Raw genomic sequence first — 21,164 nt, 5'->3', positions numbered from 1 at the left:
TGTAACATTTTTTTTATATATTCGTCTTCTTAGTAAAGAAAATAGTTATTTTTGTTATGACACACCAAACATTTTTAGATGGCATCCGTCCTTTTCAAGATAAGATTTTCCGATTTGCAAAACGTTTGCTTCTATCCTCTGATGAGGCGGAAGATGTGTCGCAAGACATCTTGATGAAGTTGTGGCAACAACGCAACACCATGGAAACCATCAAGAATTGGGAAGCTTATGCCATGACGCTTACTAAAAATTTGTGCTATGATAGGCTGAAAGCCAAAAGTTCAGATAATATTTCACTAAGCCATATTACTTATCAAGCCGAAAATGAAATATCTTTGCAAAAACAAGTAGAAGCAAGAGATCTTTTGGAACAAGTAAAAAACATAATCAATGGATTGAGTGAGCAACAGCGGATGATCATGCAATTACGTGATATTGAGCAATATGAATTTGAGGAAATCGAAAAAATTACAGGAATTAAAGAGGCTACTATTCGGGTAATCCTCTCACGAGCCAGAAAGACCATCCGAGAATCCTTGCGTGGAGAATTAACAACAAAGATAGAGCAAACACGAGTTTATTAACCAAAAAAATAATAATGAAAAATTTTCCCAGCAGAAAATAAAAAACAATTTAACAAAAAATATGAGCGAAAAAATACACGAATTAATAGAAAAATATTTCGAGGGTACAACTTCAATCGAAGAAGAAAGAACCTTACATACCTATTTCAATTCTGAAAATGTGGCATCAGATTTGAAACATTATCAACCGATGTTTGCATATTTCAAAACTAATAGAGAAGAGCGACTTGTGAAAGAATTTTCGGTAAAAACACCTAAAAATCGTTCTTTGTTTTGGAAAATCGGAATCGCTGCAACTATTTTTCCAGCCGTTTTCGGATGGTTTTACGTAAAAGAACAAAGAGAACAGCAAGAAGCCGAGTTGATTTATCAGCAAGTGAAATACGCCTTGGAACTTGTTTCGGTAAACTACAATAAAGGTACGGAAAAAATGGTATATCTCGGCGAATTTAATAAAAACACAAAAAAAATATTCAAGAACTTAGAGTAACTTTAAAATTATTATACGATGAAAACAAGATTTTTATTTTTAGTAAGCTTTTTATTTTGCAACGCAGCATTATTTGGTCAATCCATATTCGACAAATATGAAGATAATGAAAATATAACCACCGTAGTCATCTCACAAAAGATGTTTCAGATGCTATCAAAAATAGACAGTAACGACCCTGACACTAAGGAGTTTATGGAAATAGCTAACAAACTTAAAGCGTTGAAAATCTTTTCTACCGAAACTGCAAGTGTTTCGCAACAAATGAAAAAGGAAGTAGAAAGCTATGTAAAAGGAGGTAGTCTTTCGGAATTTATGCGTGTGAAAGAAAAAAATACAAATGTGAAATTCTACGTCAAAGAGGGAAAAACAAAAGACATTGTTTCGGAATTGGTGATGTTTGTTCAGGAAGACAAAGAAACTGTATTGATGATTCTAACAGGTGAAGTTGATTTGAATAAAATCGGAGTGTTATCCAAAAACATCAACATATTGCCTAAAGAAATGAACCAAATTTAATACTCTCTTATACTATGAAAAAAATAGTTTATCTTTTATTGTTTTTTCTTATCAGTGTTTCAATAATATCCTGTAATTCGAACAGTTTACAAAGTTACATCGTTAAAAATTCTGAAAATAAGGATTTTAAATCAGTTACCTTTTCTCCAAAAGATTTTTTAAAATTGGGAGGAAGCAGTGTTGATGAAAAAAATATTTTGAATGTTATAGAGAATGTTCATATTCTTATGTATGAAAAGAAAAACAATGGAGATTTTCAAAAGGAATATCAAGAAGTGAAACAACTCCTGAAAACGGACAAATATGAAGAGTTGATACAAATTTCAAACAAAGAGTATAAAATCAATGTAAACTACGTTGGGAGTGATGATAACATTAAAGAAGTAATTTTATTAGTAAGCCAAAACAAAGAAAAATTTGCTTTGATGCGTATGATTACTCAAAATTTAAATATTGATGAACTCTCCAAACTTTCTTCTGATTTGACCGATATTGGAAATTCTGTGGATCATGACAAAGCTCATAATGTCATCTCTGAAATCAGACAACTTTTGTATTAACACCAGAAAATCTCTTACAATTTTAAACTTTGTCAAACTTTTTTAGGTTTGACAAAGTTTTTATTGAAAAATATTTCAACAATGAACCTGTTTAAACTTTTCTAATAAACCTTATTATAAACCCTAAATATAACGGCATTAGTAAAATTTTTATGAAAAACTTCGTGAAAAAAATACCAGAAATAAGTAAAAACTAAAATCAACTAAATAAGCAACAATAAGATTATAAAAAAGTAGAAATTCATTTCTACTAATGGTTATTAGGCATTAGCTTCAGAAAATCACAAAAAATGAAAAAAGTAGATTAAAGCGAAAGAGGGTCCGTGTTTTTTTAAAGAAATTGAATTCTAAAAATAAATCATTGAAGTGAATTTTTAATTTTCAGAAATGGTTATAGGAAGTTTCATTTTTTTTGTACCTAAAAAACAAAAGAAACTGCCTTTTCAGACAGCTTCTTTTTTATTTTTTATGAAGTTTATTAATAAACTTGTTCTTGTTTTTTCATTACAGCTCCAGCGATTGCCGAAACGATAAGCCCTAAAAGCAAATATCCAACTAACGAGGAAATATAGGTCAAAGCACTCATTTTATTACTCATTTCTACTGTAGCATCTATATCTACATTGGACATATCCATACCTAATTCTCCCATGTTTTCAAACTGCAATTCTGTCATTTTTCGCATGAAATCGGGCTCAATATAGTTCACAAAAACGTAGGTGTACAATACGGAAATAATTCCTCCAATCAGAGCGATCCCAACCCCAATTTTTAGAGCTTCCCCCATAGCTAAAAAGCCTCCATTCCTTGTTTTAAAGGCTTTAATGCCATAAACAATTGCTAAGATAGAAACTAATAGGTTTAATGCAGAGGCAGCTAATCCAACCATCATACTTTTCGAATAAATCATTCCTGTGGTATACATTACCACGCTAATAGCAACGAGACCAACACCAAAATACATCCCGTACTTCAGCATAATGTCTTTTGCGTTGACTGTTTTTCTAATTTCCATGATAAAAAATATTAAAATTTACAGCCCAAAACTAATATAAAAAAATGAAATCTCCAAAGGCAGTGTGAAGAATACACTATAAAAAGTTAAATTTTATGGCATTAGTAAAATTTTTGTGGTGACCTTTCAAAAAAATAGTCCTTATAATTTTAGTGATTTTAGTTTATTGAAAGCATATTTGTGAAAATTTGTGTGTATTTGTGGTTTGAATTTGACCACAAATGTACAGAATGAACACAAATTTTTAAAAATCAAAAAATACAGATTTAATAATCTTCACAAAAATTTTAGTATAGCCAATTTTATATTTCCGTTGGTAAATTATTCGAATCCCAAGGATTGTGAAAATGAGGAACAACAGAGGATAGAGTATACTTTTTATTTTCCAACTTGATTGATAATCAGCTACTTTTTCTTTGTTTAAAAATGCTAACTGTACTTTTTTATTTCGTAGGGATAAGAAGTCAGTGTCGTCCAAGAGGTAGTTAACAGAATTCTGTAAAAAGGCTTTGTTGTCATAAAATCGATTAGTCCATTTGTCAAGTCCTAGTTCCAAAGGAGTGTTGTTGCTAAGGTCATTTTTGATAATATCGCCATCAGCAATGACGATCATTTTAGTAGGTTTACTGGTTTGTAAGTTGTTTTTCAGTTCAATAGGTGTTATTCTGTCTTTATAAACCGATGAAAATTCTCCTTCGAGAAGTACTGCTACGGGGATGTTTCCACTTTTATAAGCGTTTTTGTCCATCTTTTTGGTATCTACATTTAGCGTGACCTCTCGAGGCGTTCCATCGGCTTTTGAAATTGGTGAACTTGTTAGTAATACACGTTTCCGTATACCATTTTTTAAAGTATCAATACTGTTTGAAAATTGCAAACGAATTGCATCTAAATTATTGTTAATCAAGTGGTTGTTTTGTGATAGTATCATGGGATTATAGACCCAAGGAATTGGAATATAACGTGTTTGACTGCCTTCTCCTGTGGCAATCATTAAGTCAGAAAAATACAGATCATTGATGAGTGTATAGTTCACTCGAAATCCGTATTGAAAGAACATATCTCCTAAATTCAGATTCATAGGCATCGCTACGGCAGTTCCGTTTTGAGTGTACAAATCCTGAATATCTATGCCTACATGGTCGATAAGCCAGAGGGCACGTCCTCCATTCATCACAAATTGGTCCAACACTTGCTTTTGAGGGTCAGTGAATGGGGTTGTTGGTTTAGGAACTATCAGTAAATCATACGATTGCAGATGAGCTAAAGTTTTTTCGGGTTGGGTGGGTACTGAATCCAATGTGAATGGAGCAATCAGATAGTAGTCCTTCATAGTTTTCAAAAAATCAGCTATGTACGTGTCGTTTAATGTACCATTACTTTTGAGTATAGCTATTTTTTTATGTTTTTTGAGCGTTAATTTGTGGAGTGCATCCGTTATATTGTATTCCAATAGTTGAACTGAATTTTGTACACGCTCTTGATCTGTTGTCCCTATTTTATTGACGAACAATGACACTTTTTGCGACTGAATACTATCGCTAATCACAGCCCAAGGAAAAATATACTCAATTGAGGACATTCCGGCTTCGGTTTGCGAAATTTGTAATGGATTTAATCCAAATTGTATCAGTTCATTAATGGTTTGTTGAGGGTCATTTCCTTCTTCTAAAGGATTTACAAAGTTGAGATGAATATTTTTATTTTGTGCGACATATTCTTCTAACAATTGTAGGGTTTCGGTTTGTAATTTTTTAAACTCTATGGGGATATTTCCTTTCAGAAGTACATCAATCACCACAGGTTGATTGATTTTTAGTAATGTTTTTCGCGTAGTTTCCGAGAGTGTATAGCGTTTATCATGAGTCAAATCCCAACGAATGTACCATTGTGAGATTATCCAATTGAAAACAAGTAGCATGATAAAGGCAATACCGATTTTGCTTCCTATTTTATCAATAAATGTTTTCATAGCTTGTAGTATTTTAATGATAAAGTAGTTGTGTATAAGAAAAAAGCAATAAACGAAAGGAAATAGAACACATTACGAGTATCAATCACTCCACGGCTAATAGCATCAAAATGAGATTGAAACCCAAAAGCTGTAACACTGTCAGGGAAGAGTAACATAGCTGTCTGATCCAATCCAAAGAAAAAGAAAAAACATAGGAATGCTGCTAACATAAAGGAAATCACTTGGTTATTACTCACTGAGGATGACCACAGACCTACTGCACCAAAGGTTGCTGACAACAGAAATAAAGCGATATAGGAGCCGACTGTGCTTGCTATGTCCAAATTCCCAACAGGATTACCTAAAATCCATATGATGTAAACGTACAATAATGAAGGGAGTAAGGTAACAAATAACAGGAATAAGATTCCTAAATATTTTCCTAAAACAATCTGAAATATACTAATCGGTTTAGTAAAAAGTAATTGTAACATACCACTACGTTTTTCTTCGGAGATGCTTCGCATGGTGAGTGCTGGTACTAAAAAGACAAAAATCCACGATGATAAACGAAAAAAAGGTAATAAATCAGCGGAATTGCTGTTGAAAATATTATAGTCAGTTTTTAGAATCCAAAGGAAAATCCCATTCAAAACTATGAACAGCCCTATGACTGTAAAGCCAATGGCAGATGTAAAAAAATACCGTATTTCTTTGTTAAATAGAGCGAACATAAATTCGAAATATAGGATCAAAGTAGTATCCTTTGTTGTGAGAATTTCTATTTTGGAACATCTTTAAGATAACACATCCAATATGATGGGTGTGTTATCTCAATTTTGAATAATTGATTCTTAACTTTAAACGTTTAGAGTCATCAATACTGGCGTCATTTCCGTAAATTACCGTACTCAAGGGGGTTACTACGGATGTTGTCGGAATTACTCGTTTTTTATTTGCAGAATCAAAATAATTTACAACGTATGGGTTTTTCACAGTTGAAGCTACAGCAATTGCCAGAGGAACATTCTCAACTTTGTTTTTGATAATGTTGATCACATGCGTTGTCAATCGGATTTGGTAGTAATTACCTTTGTTGTTTTGTTTCTGTAATTTCCCTAAGTGAATCAGGTGTGAACCTTCAGCCGATTGGAGTGTGCTGGTAGGGTCGTTGACATAATCCGCAATAACAGCACCTGTTTTCGCATTATAAATAAAAATACGTTCAGGTTCCTTTCCGTAGGTAACTGACTGATCAACATATAAATATAAACTCGCATCTGTGATAAGCACATCACGTTGCCGAATTTCAGCCAGTTCAGCATCTGTAAAGAGTTTTAAATTAGCTATTTGACCTATTCCTCCACTCAAATAAATACGTGAAATGTTATTACTGTCGGTCTCCAAAGAGATACTTTCATCCTCAGTAGTATATGTATTGAACGTAATACCATTTACGTTCATATCATATCGTTTTTTCAAAGTAGCCTTTTGATTATTCGATTCGGTTTCATAGGTGTAGACAAGCTCAATTTTAGCTTTTGACATGTCTAAAAGCATCATCAAATTATCGGAAAAACCATCAGCATCAATTACAATTCCACGGAAGTGATTTTTAAAGTTATTTTGGTTTTCTAATTCTGTAGTTCCCTCTTTACTAATGATTTTCGTTTGGAAAAATTCAGGGTCTAAAGCAATTCTAATTCCTGGAGCTAAGACATCTGCAACGCCTTTTGATTCGTCATCAGGGGTAGTTGGGTTGTCGAACTGATTGCGTGTGATTGATTTTTTAGATATGGTTACAGTTTCAGCATTATTTACGTTTGTTAGAGTAGTACCTAAGTGATTACTTACTTCAAAATCAGAATAGTAACGCTGAGGAGCTAAATTTTGAGCAGGATCAATGTCTCTCAAAAAATAGGTTAATTCTTGTACATTTACTTTGAATGATGCCTTTGTATTCCCGTAAATAGAATCGAGAGCATATTCCGTTTCAGTAACATATGCCGTGTTGCTTCGAGTGCTGTATGGGTTAAAATATGGTAGATACAGATACGCTTCCGTCACAGTTTCTTTTTCTGGTTTATTATCCGTATTCTCAGAATTCTGAGCTTTATCACCGAAGATGGGACTTACCGAAGGCAACTGCACTTGAGCTATGATACTAGCTTTTTTCTTTCCAAAAGGCTTCTGCGTGTACTCCCCTAATAGGTAACCACCCAACCCATTAGTTTGTACTCTATTTTTAGCAATATTTTCGACAGACACAGAGGCGTCGAACACCGCTGTTTCAAAATTAGGGTCTTTCAGTAAATCACTCTTAATTTCTTTGAAAGAATCATCTGTACAAGACGATAATAAGATGGCCAATCCCAAAAAGGAAAAAATACCTGCATATTTGGATTTATTCATATAATTATGCTATATTATTATTGATTTTAGTGTTTTTATTTTAAAAATTGTTCGTAAAATTCTCTGTATGAAGCTTGGAAGGTTTCCATGTCGGAATTAAAAAGGACAGGTTTTTTTAATCCGTTTATGTAGGAGCTGAAATCTTCAGGCACATTGTCGCCAACAACAATGACTCCATCCGAATATTTAGAAGCTACACGCATCATATTGAAATAGTTAGGCTCGGCCAAATGTTCAGCCATTTTTTTGTTGATCCCATCAAAAGCTACCTTGCTAGTGATATCGGATCTTAAAGAGCCTTCAAAATCTTGATTGAAAACCGAAGTTATGATTTTACTCTCTGAAAAAATAGGTTCGTCTTTGTAGTAAGTTCTTAAATATAAAGGTAGTAGCGAAGCTAACCATCCGTGAACATGGATGATATCAGGCAACCAATTCAATTTCTTAACGGTTTCAACAACTCCTTTTGCGAAAAAAATACAACGTTCATCATTGTCAGCGAATAAGACCCCATCCTCATCAACAAACGTAGCTTTTCGCTTGAAATACTCGTCATTGTCGATGAAGTAGACTTGGATACGCTCTTTCGGAATTGATGCCACTTTTATGATTAAAGGCACATCAATATCGTTGATAACAATATTCATTCCTGAAAGCCGAATGACCTCGTGTAACTGATGTCGTCTTTCATTGATACTCCCGAAACGTGGCATAAATATCCGTATCTGTCCTCCGTAACTATTGACCATTCTGGGGGTCTCAAATGACATCTTAGAGATTTCATTTTCAGGAGAATATGGTAATACCTCAGAGGAAACAAAAAGCACTTTTTTGTCAGTCATAAAAAGTAAATTGTTTTTTCGTTAGCTTTGGAAGCCACAAAAGTACAAAAAAATATGCAGAAATCCATAAAAAACTTATAAGTTTGCATTTTTTAATATTTGGATGATGATGATATACACTCAGCAGAAGAAACTAAATACCGTGATTTCTGATTTTAAAAAGGCAGGAAAAAGCATCGGTTTTGTCCCTACTATGGGAGCTTTACACAACGGACACCTATCTCTAATGAAAAAAGCATTGGAAGAAAACGATGTTGTTGTGGTTAGTATTTTTGTAAATCCAACTCAGTTTAACAATCCAAAAGATTTGGAGAAATATCCTCGAACATTGGAAGCTGATGTTGAAAAAATAGCTACTATCAGCAAAGATATTTTGGTGTATTCGCCTGAAATTTCGGATATCTATGGAACGAATGTAAGTTCCGATTTTTTTGATTTTCAAGGTTTGGATCGTGTTATGGAAGGGGCTTTCCGTCCAGGGCATTTTGATGGAGTAGCTACGGTGGTGAAAAAACTTTTTGAAATCGTAACCCCTACAAAAGCCTATTTCGGTGAGAAGGACTATCAGCAATTGCTTATCATCAAAAAGATGGTGGAAATCACACAATTGCCAGTTGAAATTATCGGGTGTCCTATTGTCAGAAATGAAGGTGGATTGGCTTTAAGTTCTCGAAATCAGTTGCTTAGCGATTCTATGCGAGAAAAAGTAACGTTTATTTACAAAATTCTGCAAAAGGTTAAAGATGAGTTTGTTACGAAGAATATTTCCGAAATCAACGAATTTGTAGAAAATACTTTTGTTGAAGAAAAAGATTTTGAATTGGAATATTTTACCATAGCCGAAGCCGATACTCTGCAAACTGCCACAACCCGAGAAATTGACAAGAAATTTCGGGCTTTTATAGCCGTTTATGCAGAGGGAATCCGTCTTATAGATAATATGGAGCTTTGAGTTAATTTGTTGTATTTCACTGAATTATTTTGATTGTTTGCGATTATAAATCATTAAAAAAAAGCTCTCCTAAAAAAATGTGGAGCCAATGGACTATGGGTTATAATTTAGTTCTTGTAGGGGCGTATTGCATACGCCCGCCCTATTACGAATTTTAGGGCGTATGCAATACGCCCTTACGACTCAAACCAATCCATCATACGTTCACAAAGAAATTAGTAATGCCTTAAAAAAATAACTCAAAAAACGTACTATATCGAATAATTTCATAAATTTGCCTGTGATGAGATGTTCTGTTGTGAGTGAATTTAACTCCTGTGGTAATATTCTTATTAAGGTAAAAATATAAAAAAACAGACAAAAAATCTACAAGTAAAAATATGAGTAAAGATTTAACAAGACGAAGTGAGGACTACTCAAAGTGGTATAACGAGTTAGTAGTAAAAGCTGAATTGGCAGAAAATTCAGGTGTACGTGGTTGTATGGTTATCAAACCATACGGATATGCGATATGGGAAAAAATGCAAGCTGAACTTGACCGTATGTTTAAGGAAACTGGACACGTGAATGCTTATTTTCCGTTGTTTGTACCCCGTAGTTTTTTCGAAGCAGAAGAGAAAAACGCTGAAGGTTTTGCCAAAGAATGTGCTGTTGTAACTCACTATCGATTGAAAACAGATCCAAACGCAAAAGGAAAACTCATGGTTGATCCCGAAGCTAAATTGGAAGAAGAGTTAGTAGTTCGCCCCACATCGGAAGCAATCATTTGGAATACGTACAAAAACTGGATTCAGTCCTATCGTGATTTGCCAATTCTTATCAATCAATGGGCAAACGTAGTACGTTGGGAGATGCGTACACGTTTATTCTTGCGTACTGCTGAATTTTTATGGCAAGAGGGACATACAGCTCATGCTACCAAGGCAGAGGCTCTTGAGGAAGCTGAAAAAATGTTAGAAGTATATGCCGAGTTTGTCGAAAACTTCATGTGTGTTCCTGTTATTAAGGGGTTTAAAACCGAATCGGAACGCTTTGCAGGAGCTGATGAAACCTATTGTATTGAGGCTTTGATGCAGGATGGAAAAGCCCTACAAGCAGGAACCTCACATTTTTTGGGACAGAATTTCGCTAAAGCATTTGATGTGAAGTTTGCTTCCAAAGAAGGCACATTGGACTATGTTTGGGCGACCTCATGGGGGGTATCTACCCGACTCATGGGTGCATTGATTATGACGCATAGTGATGATAATGGATTGGTACTTCCACCTAAATTAGCTCCTATTCAAGTAGTAATTATTCCTATTTACAAAGGGGAGGAGCAGTTGGAAGCTGTTCGTGAGCGTGTACTACCACTAATGGCAACACTCAAAAAACAAGGTATTTCTGTAAAATTTGACGATAGAGATACCCATAAACCAGGATTCAAATTCAATGAATATGAGCTGAAAGGGGTACCTGTACGTTTAGCAGTTGGACAACGTGATTTGGAAAACAATACCTTCGAGGTCGCTCGTCGTGATACACTAACCAAAGAAACTGTTTCTGGAGATAGCATCGTAGAATACATTGAAAAACTCTTACAGGAAATTCAAGAGAATATTTATAAAAAAGCCTTGGATTATAGAAATGCACATATTACCGAAGTAAATTCATACCAAGAGTTCAAAGAGGTTTTAGAAAGCAAAGGAGGGTTTATTGCAGCTCATTGGGATGGTACTACTGAAACCGAACAGCGTATTCAGGAAGAAACCAAAGCAACTATACGTTGTATTCCGTTGGAAGCCAAAGAAGAAGCAGGAGTTTGTATGGTAACGGGTAAGCCTTCCGCAAAAAGAGTTTTATTTGCAAAGGCGTATTAGTACATGATTAAATCATAAAAAAATCAAAGCAGAAATTGAACAATTCAGTTTCTGCTTTGGTGTTTTTAAAACTCAGGAAAATGTAAATTTGTCTACGAAAACATAACTTCCTAAAAAACATGTTATTAAAAAAATTAACATTTTAATGGCATTTTAAATTTGTTTTAAAGGCTAAAAAACTTGTATCTTCGCAGTCAAAAAGAATATACATTATGGGAATATTTGATAAACGCGAAAGTTACAAACCTTTTGAATATCCGGAGGTTATGGAATTTGTAAATGCAATGCACAAATCATTTTGGGTGCATTCAGAAGTGGAATTTACGGCAGACATTCAGGATTTTAAAGCCAACTTGTCCATAGTAGAAAAAGAAGCTGTGAAAAGAGCTTTGTTGGGAATAGCCCAAGTGGAAGTTTCTGTTAAAACATTTTGGGGTGATCTTTATGATCTTTTCCCTAAACCTGAGTTCAATGGATTAGGAGCTACTTTTGCTGAATGCGAATTTCGGCATAGTGAGGCATATTCTCGTCTGTTAGAAGTGTTGGGCTATAATAATGAATTTGAAAATTTGTTGGAAGTGCCTATTTTTAAGGAAAGAAATCTAGTTTTAAAGGAATATTTGGCAAAAAATAAGGAAAATGCTATGCAACGTATCCTGTTTTTTACACTTATCATCGAAAACGCTTCTCTTTTTAGTCAATTTGCTACCATTTTGTCTTTCACACGCTTTAAAGGATATATGAAAAATGTAGCGAATATCATCGCTTGGACTTCAGTTGATGAGCAACTACATGCCAACGCAGGAATATACATTCTCAAAAAAATATTTGAAGAAAATCCTGCAATGAAAGAACATGCTCAAACGGAAGCAACTGAGTTCATAAGAAATTATATCCAGTTGGAGGATAAAATGTTAGATTGGATTTTTGAAGAAGGAGAAATTGAGTTTTTTTCCAAAGAAGATTTGGCAAATTATATGCGTTATCGCTTGGATGATTCCTTGACACAACTTGGTTTCGGGAAACCTTTTGGTATTACAACTGATCAAGCAAAGCCCATGCTGTGGTTTGAGGAAGAAGTTTTTTCAAATTCGTTAGATGATTTTTTTGCCAAACGTCCAGTAGATTATACAAAGCACGATAAGAGTATTAGTGCAAATGATTTATTTTAATTTATACGATGAAAAAACATCAAAAAGATATCATCATTGGTCTATTTGTAGGGCTGATAGCTAATGCTTTAGGTATTCTACTCTACATACTAATTTTTTCACGGCATAGCATTGAGTTAACAATAAGAGATGCTTATGTTAAGGGATATTTAGGAGCGTTGATTGCCTTAGGAGGATTGCTTGATTTGGCTTCTTTTTTTGTTCTTTTACGGTTAGGGCAGGATAATAGAGCAAAAGGTGTTATCATGGCTTCTATGATATTAGCCTTAGTGATTTTGATGTTGGAATTCAATTAATTTTTATGTTACGAGATCAATTGAAAAACTTATTTCCGAATCATGTTGAAGAGGAAATCCCTGAAAAGGAAGCATCTAATGTCTGGTTGCAAGACGATCCTTTGATTTGTAAATATGAGAAAAGGAATGGTAAGCCTGTTACCATTATTGAAGAGTACAATGGGGCAGACAGTGATTTTAAAATCTTATCGAAAGAATTGAAAACTTTTTTAGGAGTTGGAGGCTCGGTGAAAAACGAGAAAATTATCATTCAAGGAGATTACCGAGATAAGATTATGCAATTCCTTAGAAATAAAGGATTTAAAGTAAAAAGAGTTGGAGGATAAATCCATGAAATGATGAATGTACCATTAGCGGAACGTATGCGTCCAAATTCTCTGTCGAGCTATGTAGGACAAACACATTTGGTAGGAGAAAATGGATCTCTTCGGAAACAAATTGAAAGTGGTTGGCTTCCATCGTTGATTTTTTGGGGGCCTCCTGGAACTGGTAAAACTACATTGGCAAACATTATCGCTTTGGAAAGCAAACGAGCTTTTTTTACGCTAAGTGCTATCAGTTCAGGTATTAAAGAGGTACGCGAAGTCATTGAGCAGTCTAAAAATAGCAGTGGTTTGTTTACGGCTAAGAATCCTATTGTATTTATTGATGAAATTCATCGTTTCAATAAAACTCAGCAGGACTCTTTGTTACAAGCCGTTGAAAAAGGTTGGATAACATTGGTTGGAGCAACTACTGAGAACCCAAGTTTTGAGGTTATTCCAGCCTTGTTGTCGCGTTGTCAGGTGTATGTACTAAATGCTTTTGATCGGGCAGATTTGGAAAAATTACTTAAAAATGCAATTGAGAAAGATAGTATTTTACGAACAAAAAAGATACAAGTCACAGAGAAGGAAGCCCTGTTTCGATTGTCAGGAGGTGACGGTAGAAAATTACTAAATACCTTCGAACTTATTGTAAATGCTTTTTCAGAAGGTGAAACCATCGAAATTACTAATGAGAAAGTGACGCAAATTGTTCAAAAGAATACGGTGTTGTACGACAAAACAGGTGAACAGCATTACGACTTGACTTCAGCATTTATCAAATCCATCCGAGGAAGCGATCCTAATGGAGCAGTTTACTGGTTAGCACGTATGATTGAAGGAGGTGAAGATGTCAAATTCATCGCTCGTCGGATGCTTATTTTAGCATCAGAAGATATTGGCAATGCCAACCCTACAGCGTTAATCTTGGCAAACAATACCTTTCAGGCAGTAACTACTATCGGATATCCGGAAGCGAGAATCATTTTGAGTCAGTGTGCGATCTATTTGGCTTCTTCACCCAAAAGTAATGCATCGTATAAGGCTATAAACACCGCACAACAAGTCGTTAAGCAAACAGGAGATCTTTCTGTACCGATTCATCTGCGGAATGCTCCTACTAAATTGATGAAAGAACTCAACTACGGGAAAGATTATAAATATTCCCATGACTATGCACAAAATTTTGTTTTTCAGGATTTTTTACCCGAAGAGTTACAAGGGTATCGTTTTTATGACCCCGCAGATAACGTTCGCGAAAATGGGTTAAGAGAATATTTGAGAAACCTATGGGGCAAAAGATACGGATATTGAAAGAAGCAGGGGTAGTGCTTCGAACTTTGTTTTCGTCTCATTATTCGTAAAAAATATGGTGCTAAATATATTTTTTTGTAACTTTGTCAGCACTTCAAGTTTTGTTTAATTAAATTTTATAAAAAGTCAAAATGAAAAAAGTATTTTTTTTATGTAGTTTTTTCTTTTCTTGTGTGGTTTTAGCACAGCAAAGGCCTAATATTGTGATTATTATTTCCGATGATCATTCCTTTCAATCCATAGGAGCATACAACGAAGGGAAAACTTCTTATACACCCCACATCGATAAACTTTCAGAGCAGGGGATGACTTTCAATAAGGCGTATGTGGCTAATTCAATATGTGGCCCAAGTCGAGCCTGTATCCTTACGGGTAAGTTTAGCCATAAGAACGGATATACCGATAATGAAACTTCACGCTACAATTCAAATCAGCAGCAATTTGTGAATATTTTGCAAGAAAACGGTTATCAAACAGCATGGATTGGAAAATATCACTTAGGAAAAGATCCGAAAGGATTTGATTTTTTTAAAATTTTAATCGGACAAGGGCATTATTTTAACCCCGATTTCTATGTTCCTGGAGGAAAAGTTGTTCGTGAAGAAGGGTATGTGACTGATATTGTTGAAAATGAAGCCGAACAGTGGCTGGATAACCGTGACAAGAGTAAGCCTTTTTGTCTCATAGTAGGACATAAGGCTACCCATCGCACATGGATGCCCGATATTCAAGATTTAGGAAGCTTTGAGAAAGTAAACTTTCCTCTTCCCGACAATTTTTACGATGATTATAAGGGGCGAATTCCTGCTACCATGCAAGAAATGACCATCGCTAAAGATTTACAGATGGGTTATGACCTGAAAATGTTTCCCCCTAATCAAGAAGAAAAAGATGGTAACTTTAATCGGATGACGCCATCACAACGTAAAGCCTATAATGATTTCTATCACCAAATTCAAAAAGAATTTGAGAGTCAAAAATTGACAGGAAAGGCTCTTACCGAATGGAAGTTTCAGCGTTATATGAGAGATTATTATGCAACGGCGGTTTCTCTTGATAGAAACATAGGAAGAATGAATGACTATTTGCATAAAAATAATTTAGCCGATAACACAATATTCATATATCTCTCAGATCAAGGATTTTACATGGGAGAACACGGCTGGTATGATAAAAGATGGATGTATGAGGAATCCTTTAGAACACCCATGGTTATAAAGTACCCTACATATATCAAAAGAAATAAGTCAACAGATAGTTTTGTGATGAATGTGGACATAGCTCCAACTCTTTTGGAGGCAGCAGGTATTCCAATTCCAGCTGATATTCAGGGGAAATCGTTTTTGAATGTGTTGAAAGGCTCTAAGAGACCTTCTCGTGAAACAGTTTATTACCATTACTATGAAAATGGGGAACATGCTGTTTCGCCACATTTTGGAATTAAAAATAAACGGTACAAACTCATTCGGTTCTACAAACGACATAATGGATGGGAACTCTACGACTTGAAGAAAGATCCTAAGGAGATGAATAATATTTATGGAAAACGTTCCACAGAGAAGTTAACTAAGCGAATGAAATCCATATTATTAAAAGAAATTAAGGCTTTGGATGACACTACAGCTTTAGAAGTATTTCATTCATCGAATTAAATAGATTTTGGAGCAGTTTTCGTTTGATCTCGTGTTAGTTCACTGAATAACTGCTCCAAATCCTTATGTCTATGGTTGATTTGCAATATTTTAAGTCCATTTTCATTAGCAAAGTCAAACAGTTTGGGACGCATGTCCTCTTGTGTGTCAAATACCATATGGTACAAGAACTCGTGTATGTTCACTACCGATTTTAGCATAGGAATTTGTCGTAAAAAACGTTCTTCCACGCGTAAGTCAAACGCTACTTCAATGGTTTGTTCCTTATTTTGAAGGTTTTTCATTGACTGATCCAGGACAATGTTCCCTTTGTTGATAACAATCACTCGGTCACAAACTGCTTGAATTTCTTGCATAATATGCGATGATAACAGAATGGTTTTGTTCTTTCCAAATTCTTTGATGATGCCACGTATTTCAACTAACTGATTAGGGTCAAGACCTGTGGTAGGTTCATCTAAAATCAAAATTTCAGGATCGTGAATCAGTGCCGATGCCAGTCCTACACGCTGACGATAACCTTTGGATAGTTGCTCAATTTTTTTGTTACTTTCAGGTGTAAGTCCCGTAATTTCAATGATTTCTTCAATTCTTTTTTTCGAAATGTTTTTGTATAATTTTCCCATGAACCAAAGGTATTCACGTACGTACATTTCTAAATACAGAGGATTGTGCTCTGGTAAGTAGCCAAGATTTCGTTGAGCCTCAATCGGATTTTTGATCATATCTATCCCATTGACAAAAATTTCCCCATTAGTTGGTATTAATGACCCTGTGATCATCTTCATCGTAGTGGATTTTCCTGCTCCGTTTGGCCCTAAAAAACCCGTAATTTCACCTTTATTTAGCGAAAAATTGATTTGATTAACAGCTACTTGTTTGCCGTAAGTTTTTGTTAGTTGTTTTACTTCTATCGACATATTTTCGTTAGTTTTCTAAAAAATTCAAGAAAATTCTTGAATAGTTTTATTTTAAGAATATCTTTTTTCGTATAATCCTTGGTGATTAACAAATGAAGGAGGATGGGTTTATAAAGATAAAATACCTTCAATTTTTCCAGCTTCTTTGTAGTATGCAATTACTTCATCAGGGTTTTGCAATAATATTGAAATCGAAACACTTGTGTATTTTCCATTTGATGATGTACGCGTTTTGATATCAGCTTTTTTTCCTTCGAAAATAGCTTCCAGAGTGTGCTTTTTTTCAGTATCGTTAGGTATGATGAATTTGTACAGATAGGTTGAAGGCCACTGAGAAGTTTCTTCTAATTCTTTTTTTAAACGCTCGTAAAATTCTTTTTGTTCTTGCTCTGTTTTCATTTTATTCTATTACTTCTATGATTAATAATTTGAATTAGTTTAAAATACGCTTTTTAGCATTCGATGAATTTTTTATACGATTGTTTTACAATATTTTATAACGTATACAAAATAATCGTAAAGCCATTAAATTAAATATTTATTTTCATTCTTTCCGCAAAGATATTGGATTTTTGTAGTACTATACAAGTTTTAAACTTGAATTTTATCAGTATTTTTTGTACCTTCGTGGAGTCTATAAAATTAATCTATGTTCAAGAAAATATTCTTTTTACTTTTCATTTTCAACCTCTCATTTATTCGACAAGTAGCTCCACTTGATGGTAATGAGTCGGTTATTGGATGTGTTGAAAAAATTCAGCAGAGTTATGTAGGTAATCGAAATACTAAAAAGTTTCACAGAACTGACTGTAATTCAGTTTATAAGATAAAAGATAAAAATAAAACCAAGTTAAAGAACAGAAAAACAGCCATCGAACAAGGGTATGTTCCTTGTAAAATCTGTAAACCTTAGATAATGTTTACTGACAAGCCATTAAAAATCAGCCTTAAGGACGAATTTTGCTTTATGGATATCAGTTAAGAGATGAGATTAAAAAGGTTAACAGTTATTTTTTCTTAAAATCAAAATTTCGCTTTTTTACAAAGGAATTTACAAATCAAACTTTTTAGCCTCTTGCCAAAATGCTTCCATTTCAGCTAAGGTCATGTTTTTTAGTGATTTGTGCTGTTCTTGAGCCTTGTTTTCTAAGTATTGAAATCGTTTGATAAATTTCTTATTCGTTTTTTCTAAGGCATCTTCGGGATTTACTTTTAAAAATCGACTGTAATTGATTAAACTGAAAAATACGTCGCCTAATTCTTTTTCGATATTTTCTTTATTTTTGTGAGTAACTTCATGGTGTAATTCATTGATTTCCTCCTTGATTTTGTCAAAAACACCATCAATAGAATCCCAATCGAAGCCTACACCAGCGACTTTATCTTGTATGCGTGTGGCTTTAACCAAAGCAGGTAAACTTTTTGGTACGCCTTCCAATACGCTTTTTTTACCTTCTTTAAGTTTAATTTTTTCCCAGTTGCGTTTAACATCATCCTCATTTTCAACTTTCACATTTCCATAGATATGTGGATGTCGCTCAATGAGTTTATCGCAAACCGTATTTGCCACATCGGAAATATCAAAATCGTTGGTTTCACTACCTATTTTTGCGTAGAACACAATGTGTAACAATAAATCACCTAATTCTTTTTTTATTTCGTTTAAATCATTATCCAAAATGGCATCTCCTAACTCATAGGTTTCTTCAATCGTTAAGTGTCGAAGTGATTGTAGTGTTTGTTTTTTGTCCCATGGACATTTTTCCCTGAGGTCGTCCATGATATCCAGTAGCCGTTCAAAGGCCTGTAGTTGTTGTAGGCGATTTTTTTTCATTTGTAATAGAAAAATTTTAGTTAAATTCAGTCAGATATACGAAAAAAATCATCATTTTACTTAGAAACTTTTGATGTTTTAGTAGGAGGATCATAACTGAAATATCTAAAAGAGATATAAGAATTATGCAAATAAGGTTAGCTATAAATTTTAATAAATTTTTATTTGTCAGATATTTATGTTATGGATTATCTACAAAATCAAATCGAACCATTCCATCCGAGTCAATTTTAGTAAGTTTTACTCGACGCAATGTGTTGACTAACTCTGGATTCCAAGGCGTTTTCACTTTCACGTAGTTTTCGGTAAATCCATGGATGTAACCTTGTTTGTTTTCTCCTTCAAAAAGTACAGTTCTTTCTGTTCCTAACTGGTTTACATAGAAATTATTACGTTTTTTAGCGGACAAACCACGAAGCATTTTACTACGTTTAGCTCTCACTTCGTCGGGAACAACTCCATCCATTAGTACAGCCTCCGTATTGTCACGTTCTGAATATGTGAATACATGCAAGTACGAAATATCCAATTCACTCAAAAAGTGATATGTTTCTAAAAAAAGCTCGTCAGTTTCACCAGGAAATCCAACAATAACATCCACTCCAATACAAGCATGTGGCATCATTTCTTTGATTTTTGCTACTCGGCTGACGTATAATTCTCGTAAATACCTACGCTTCATTTTTTTCAAGATATGATTGCTTCCACTTTGGAGAGGTACGTGAAAATGAGGAACAAAAGCTTTGCTCCGTGCAACAAATTCAATAGTTTCATCTTTGAGTAAATTCGGCTCAATAGACGAAATTCGCAATCGTTCAATACCTTTGACCTTATCTAAGGCTTGTACCAAGTCCAGAAAGGTGTGTTCATGCTTTTTATTCCCGAACTCTCCTTTTCCGTAATCACCTATATTTACGCCTGTTAGTACAATTTCTTTAATTCCTTGCTCGGATATTTTTTGAGCATTTTTTAGAATGTTTTCAATCGTATCACTACGTGAAATTCCCCGTGCCATTGGGATTGTGCAATACGTACATTTGTAATCGCATCCGTCCTGTACTTTTAGAAAAGCACGAGTTCTATCGCCAATGGAATAGCTTCCCACGTAAAAATCTGTTTCCGAAATTTCACATGAATGTACTTGACCTTCATTATTTTTGGTCAAATCATCAATATACTGAGTGATGTCGAATTTTTCTTTTGCTCCCAGTACCAAGTCTACGCCATGAACTGCTGCTAATTCTGCAGGCTTCAGTTGAGCATAACATCCTACAGCTGCAACAAAAGCCTTGTCGTTTATTTTCAATGCTTTACGTACAATTTGTTTGAATTGCTTGTCAGCATTTTCTGTAACTGAGCAGGTGTTGATGATGTATATGTCTGCAAAATCTTCAAAATCAACACGTTGGTAACCTTCGTTTTCAAAACTACGTGCTATGGTGGAAGTTTCTGAAAAATTCAGTTTACAACCCAACGTGTAAAAAGCTACCTTTTTTTTATTTTCTAATGTAATCATTTTCTATATGAGCTATGCTATCTAATGATTTTGTATTCAGTTTGTTATGTATGAACTACGTACGATAGAATGTTCGATCGATTTGTTTTTTTACATTGAAGCAATTGCTTCGTAAAAATCTGCCGCATCAATTCCCATATTCTGACAAATCCATTTGGCGGCTTCTACATAACGGACTTCCTCTTTTTGGGTAATGTTCAGAGGTAACTCTCCTTCATCCGTAATGAGGAAAAAAGATTCATTATTTTCTTCATAATCAGGAGTTTTATAAGCTATTTTTCGTATTGGATTCTCGGTATTTTGCACAACTTTCATTACATTCTCGCATTCTTCATTGTATACCAAAATCCCCCCTTTGGTAATGCTATCCACAAAAGTGGCGTAATTTTCTGTATCCACTGAGATGCTCTCTAATAGTGCCAAAGTAGGTTGATAGGTAAGATATTTTGGATGCTTGTCAACTATTGAATTTATTTCCTCACTTCCGTCGAAAAGTACAAATTCGGCATGGGTTGAAAGACGAAAAGACTTTCCTTTAATTGGTTTTTCGGTAAAAAAACTTAATGGAATATTGTGAAAATCAAATGTATGTACTACCGTTTTTAACACGTTTTCTTTTCCTTTACCTGCAATTACTACACGTGTTTTATCTTTAAAAAAAGTATGCAAAAAATCGTTTTCCGTTCCTGTAGTTAAGCCTAATAATTGGGCTTCTTTTTCGAGGTCACTATTTGCTTTACTACTTCTATTAATAACTACAAAATCAGCATTTTTATTTATTAATTCACCTTCTGAAATGGTGTGATTAGCTGCTAAAAGTTCAGAAACTAAATCCGCTTGAAAATCCTTATAGGATGTAAAATGAATATGCATTAGCTATATTTTTTTAATTAGTTCTCATTATTTCGGACTCAATACTTTGATTTTTTGCGTCCTAATCCTTTGAATGAGCCTCATCAATCTGGCAA

The 21,164-nt window shown here is 34.3% G+C and carries 22 protein-coding genes; 12 read left to right on the top strand and 10 right to left on the bottom strand.

Annotated elements, in window-relative coordinates; translation table 11 throughout:
* Window positions 1–56: 56 nt before the first annotated feature.
* The 4 genes from ACF3OB_RS10415 to ACF3OB_RS10400 all read left to right on the top strand — a co-directional run bounded on the left by ACF3OB_RS10415 (window position 57) and on the right by ACF3OB_RS10400 (window position 2,153).
* A complete protein-coding gene (locus ACF3OB_RS10415; RefSeq protein WP_042009668.1) occupies window positions 57–584 on the top strand; it encodes an RNA polymerase sigma factor in 528 nt (175 codons plus the stop codon).
* Between the two features lie 61 nt (window positions 585–645).
* Window positions 646–1,074 (top strand): hypothetical protein, encoded by a 429-nt coding sequence (locus tag ACF3OB_RS10410; RefSeq protein ID WP_392447656.1) that lies wholly within the window; start codon window positions 646–648, stop codon window positions 1,072–1,074.
* A gap of 18 nt (window positions 1,075–1,092) precedes the next feature.
* The gene (locus ACF3OB_RS10405) at window positions 1,093–1,593 is read left to right on the top strand and encodes a DUF4252 domain-containing protein (RefSeq protein WP_042345769.1); all 501 of its coding nucleotides are present in this window, start codon (window positions 1,093–1,095) and stop codon (window positions 1,591–1,593) included.
* 14 nt (window positions 1,594–1,607) lie between these two features.
* Window positions 1,608–2,153: a DUF4252 domain-containing protein gene (locus ACF3OB_RS10400; protein ID WP_095893265.1), complete on the top strand. Its 546-nt coding sequence runs from the start codon at window positions 1,608–1,610 to the stop codon at window positions 2,151–2,153.
* A gap of 478 nt (window positions 2,154–2,631) precedes the next feature.
* On the opposite strand, the gene ACF3OB_RS10395 is transcribed toward ACF3OB_RS10400, so the two are convergent.
* The 5 genes from ACF3OB_RS10395 to ACF3OB_RS10375 all read right to left on the bottom strand — a co-directional run bounded on the left by ACF3OB_RS10395 (window position 2,632) and on the right by ACF3OB_RS10375 (window position 8,376).
* Complete coding sequence (locus tag ACF3OB_RS10395; RefSeq protein ID WP_095893266.1) at window positions 2,632–3,168, bottom strand: DUF4199 domain-containing protein; 537 nt, start codon at window positions 3,166–3,168, stop codon at window positions 2,632–2,634.
* A 244-nt stretch (window positions 3,169–3,412) separates the two neighbouring features.
* Window positions 3,413–5,140, bottom strand: a complete 1,728-nt coding sequence (gene gldG / locus ACF3OB_RS10390; protein WP_392447654.1) for a gliding motility-associated ABC transporter substrate-binding protein GldG — start codon at window positions 5,138–5,140, stop codon at window positions 3,413–3,415.
* Window positions 5,137–5,856 (bottom strand): ABC transporter permease subunit, encoded by a 720-nt coding sequence (locus ACF3OB_RS10385; RefSeq protein WP_392447652.1) that lies wholly within the window; start codon window positions 5,854–5,856, stop codon window positions 5,137–5,139. The genes gldG and ACF3OB_RS10385 overlap by 4 nt, the downstream gene beginning before the upstream one ends.
* Before the next feature lie 94 nt (window positions 5,857–5,950).
* On the bottom strand, window positions 5,951–7,534 hold the full coding sequence (locus tag ACF3OB_RS10380; RefSeq protein ID WP_392447651.1) for a DUF4270 domain-containing protein: 1,584 nt from the start codon (window positions 7,532–7,534) through the stop codon (window positions 5,951–5,953).
* A 35-nt stretch (window positions 7,535–7,569) separates the two neighbouring features.
* Window positions 7,570–8,376 carry a glycogen/starch synthase gene (locus ACF3OB_RS10375; RefSeq protein WP_392420256.1) on the bottom strand — a complete coding sequence of 269 codons (807 nt, stop codon included), beginning with the start codon at window positions 8,374–8,376 and terminating at the stop codon, window positions 7,570–7,572.
* Between the two features lie 109 nt (window positions 8,377–8,485).
* Between ACF3OB_RS10375 and panC the strand changes: the two genes are divergently transcribed.
* The 7 genes from panC (at window position 8,486) to ACF3OB_RS10340 (ending at window position 15,926) form a co-directional block, all read left to right on the top strand.
* Window positions 8,486–9,328, top strand: a complete 843-nt coding sequence (gene panC, locus ACF3OB_RS10370; RefSeq protein ID WP_392420986.1) for a pantoate--beta-alanine ligase — start codon at window positions 8,486–8,488, stop codon at window positions 9,326–9,328.
* Between the two features lie 380 nt (window positions 9,329–9,708).
* Window positions 9,709–11,187 (top strand): proline--tRNA ligase, encoded by a 1,479-nt coding sequence (gene proS / locus ACF3OB_RS10365; protein WP_042345760.1) that lies wholly within the window; start codon window positions 9,709–9,711, stop codon window positions 11,185–11,187.
* A gap of 212 nt (window positions 11,188–11,399) precedes the next feature.
* The gene (locus ACF3OB_RS10360; protein ID WP_042009695.1) at window positions 11,400–12,359 is read left to right on the top strand and encodes a ribonucleotide-diphosphate reductase subunit beta; all 960 of its coding nucleotides are present in this window, start codon (window positions 11,400–11,402) and stop codon (window positions 12,357–12,359) included.
* Window positions 12,360–12,367: 8 nt separating this feature from the next.
* Window positions 12,368–12,655, top strand: coding sequence for a hypothetical protein (locus tag ACF3OB_RS10355; protein WP_042009698.1), 288 nt, complete (start codon window positions 12,368–12,370; stop codon window positions 12,653–12,655).
* A gap of 5 nt (window positions 12,656–12,660) precedes the next feature.
* On the top strand, window positions 12,661–12,981 hold the full coding sequence (locus ACF3OB_RS10350; RefSeq protein WP_042009700.1) for a translation initiation factor: 321 nt from the start codon (window positions 12,661–12,663) through the stop codon (window positions 12,979–12,981).
* A 12-nt stretch (window positions 12,982–12,993) separates the two neighbouring features.
* Window positions 12,994–14,274: a replication-associated recombination protein A gene (locus ACF3OB_RS10345; RefSeq protein ID WP_392447650.1), complete on the top strand. Its 1,281-nt coding sequence runs from the start codon at window positions 12,994–12,996 to the stop codon at window positions 14,272–14,274.
* Window positions 14,275–14,405: 131 nt separating this feature from the next.
* Window positions 14,406–15,926 (top strand): sulfatase, encoded by a 1,521-nt coding sequence (locus ACF3OB_RS10340; protein WP_042009706.1) that lies wholly within the window; start codon window positions 14,406–14,408, stop codon window positions 15,924–15,926.
* On the opposite strand, the gene gldA is transcribed toward ACF3OB_RS10340, so the two are convergent.
* Together gldA and ACF3OB_RS10330 are read right to left on the bottom strand one after the other, a co-directional pair.
* Window positions 15,923–16,846: a gliding motility-associated ABC transporter ATP-binding subunit GldA gene (gldA, locus tag ACF3OB_RS10335; RefSeq protein ID WP_042009708.1), complete on the bottom strand. Its 924-nt coding sequence runs from the start codon at window positions 16,844–16,846 to the stop codon at window positions 15,923–15,925. The genes ACF3OB_RS10340 and gldA overlap by 4 nt on opposite strands.
* Window positions 16,847–16,954: 108 nt before the next feature.
* Window positions 16,955–17,245: a DUF493 family protein gene (locus tag ACF3OB_RS10330; protein ID WP_042009711.1), complete on the bottom strand. Its 291-nt coding sequence runs from the start codon at window positions 17,243–17,245 to the stop codon at window positions 16,955–16,957.
* Window positions 17,246–17,495: 250 nt separating this feature from the next.
* Here ACF3OB_RS10330 and ACF3OB_RS10325 point away from each other — a divergent pair, with 250 nt between their 5' ends.
* A complete protein-coding gene (locus ACF3OB_RS10325; protein WP_042344983.1) occupies window positions 17,496–17,759 on the top strand; it encodes an Ada metal-binding domain-containing protein in 264 nt (87 codons plus the stop codon).
* 138 nt (window positions 17,760–17,897) lie between these two features.
* Here the strand turns inward: ACF3OB_RS10325 and mazG are convergent, their stop codons facing one another.
* The 3 genes from mazG to ACF3OB_RS10310 form a co-directional block, all read right to left on the bottom strand.
* Window positions 17,898–18,680 carry a nucleoside triphosphate pyrophosphohydrolase gene (gene mazG / locus ACF3OB_RS10320; RefSeq protein ID WP_172913839.1) on the bottom strand — a complete coding sequence of 261 codons (783 nt, stop codon included), beginning with the start codon at window positions 18,678–18,680 and terminating at the stop codon, window positions 17,898–17,900.
* A 181-nt stretch (window positions 18,681–18,861) separates the two neighbouring features.
* The gene (gene mtaB / locus ACF3OB_RS10315; protein WP_042342993.1) at window positions 18,862–20,196 is read right to left on the bottom strand and encodes a tRNA (N(6)-L-threonylcarbamoyladenosine(37)-C(2))-methylthiotransferase MtaB; all 1,335 of its coding nucleotides are present in this window, start codon (window positions 20,194–20,196) and stop codon (window positions 18,862–18,864) included.
* A gap of 90 nt (window positions 20,197–20,286) precedes the next feature.
* On the bottom strand, window positions 20,287–21,069 hold the full coding sequence (locus ACF3OB_RS10310; protein WP_172913840.1) for a Mur ligase: 783 nt from the start codon (window positions 21,067–21,069) through the stop codon (window positions 20,287–20,289).
* Window positions 21,070–21,164: the final 95 nt, after the last annotated feature.

This window comes from Capnocytophaga canis, assembly GCF_043187445.1.
Classification (GTDB): Bacteria; Bacteroidota; Bacteroidia; order Flavobacteriales; family Flavobacteriaceae; genus Capnocytophaga; species Capnocytophaga canis.
This window is presented reverse-complemented; position numbering and strand designations above follow the sequence as displayed.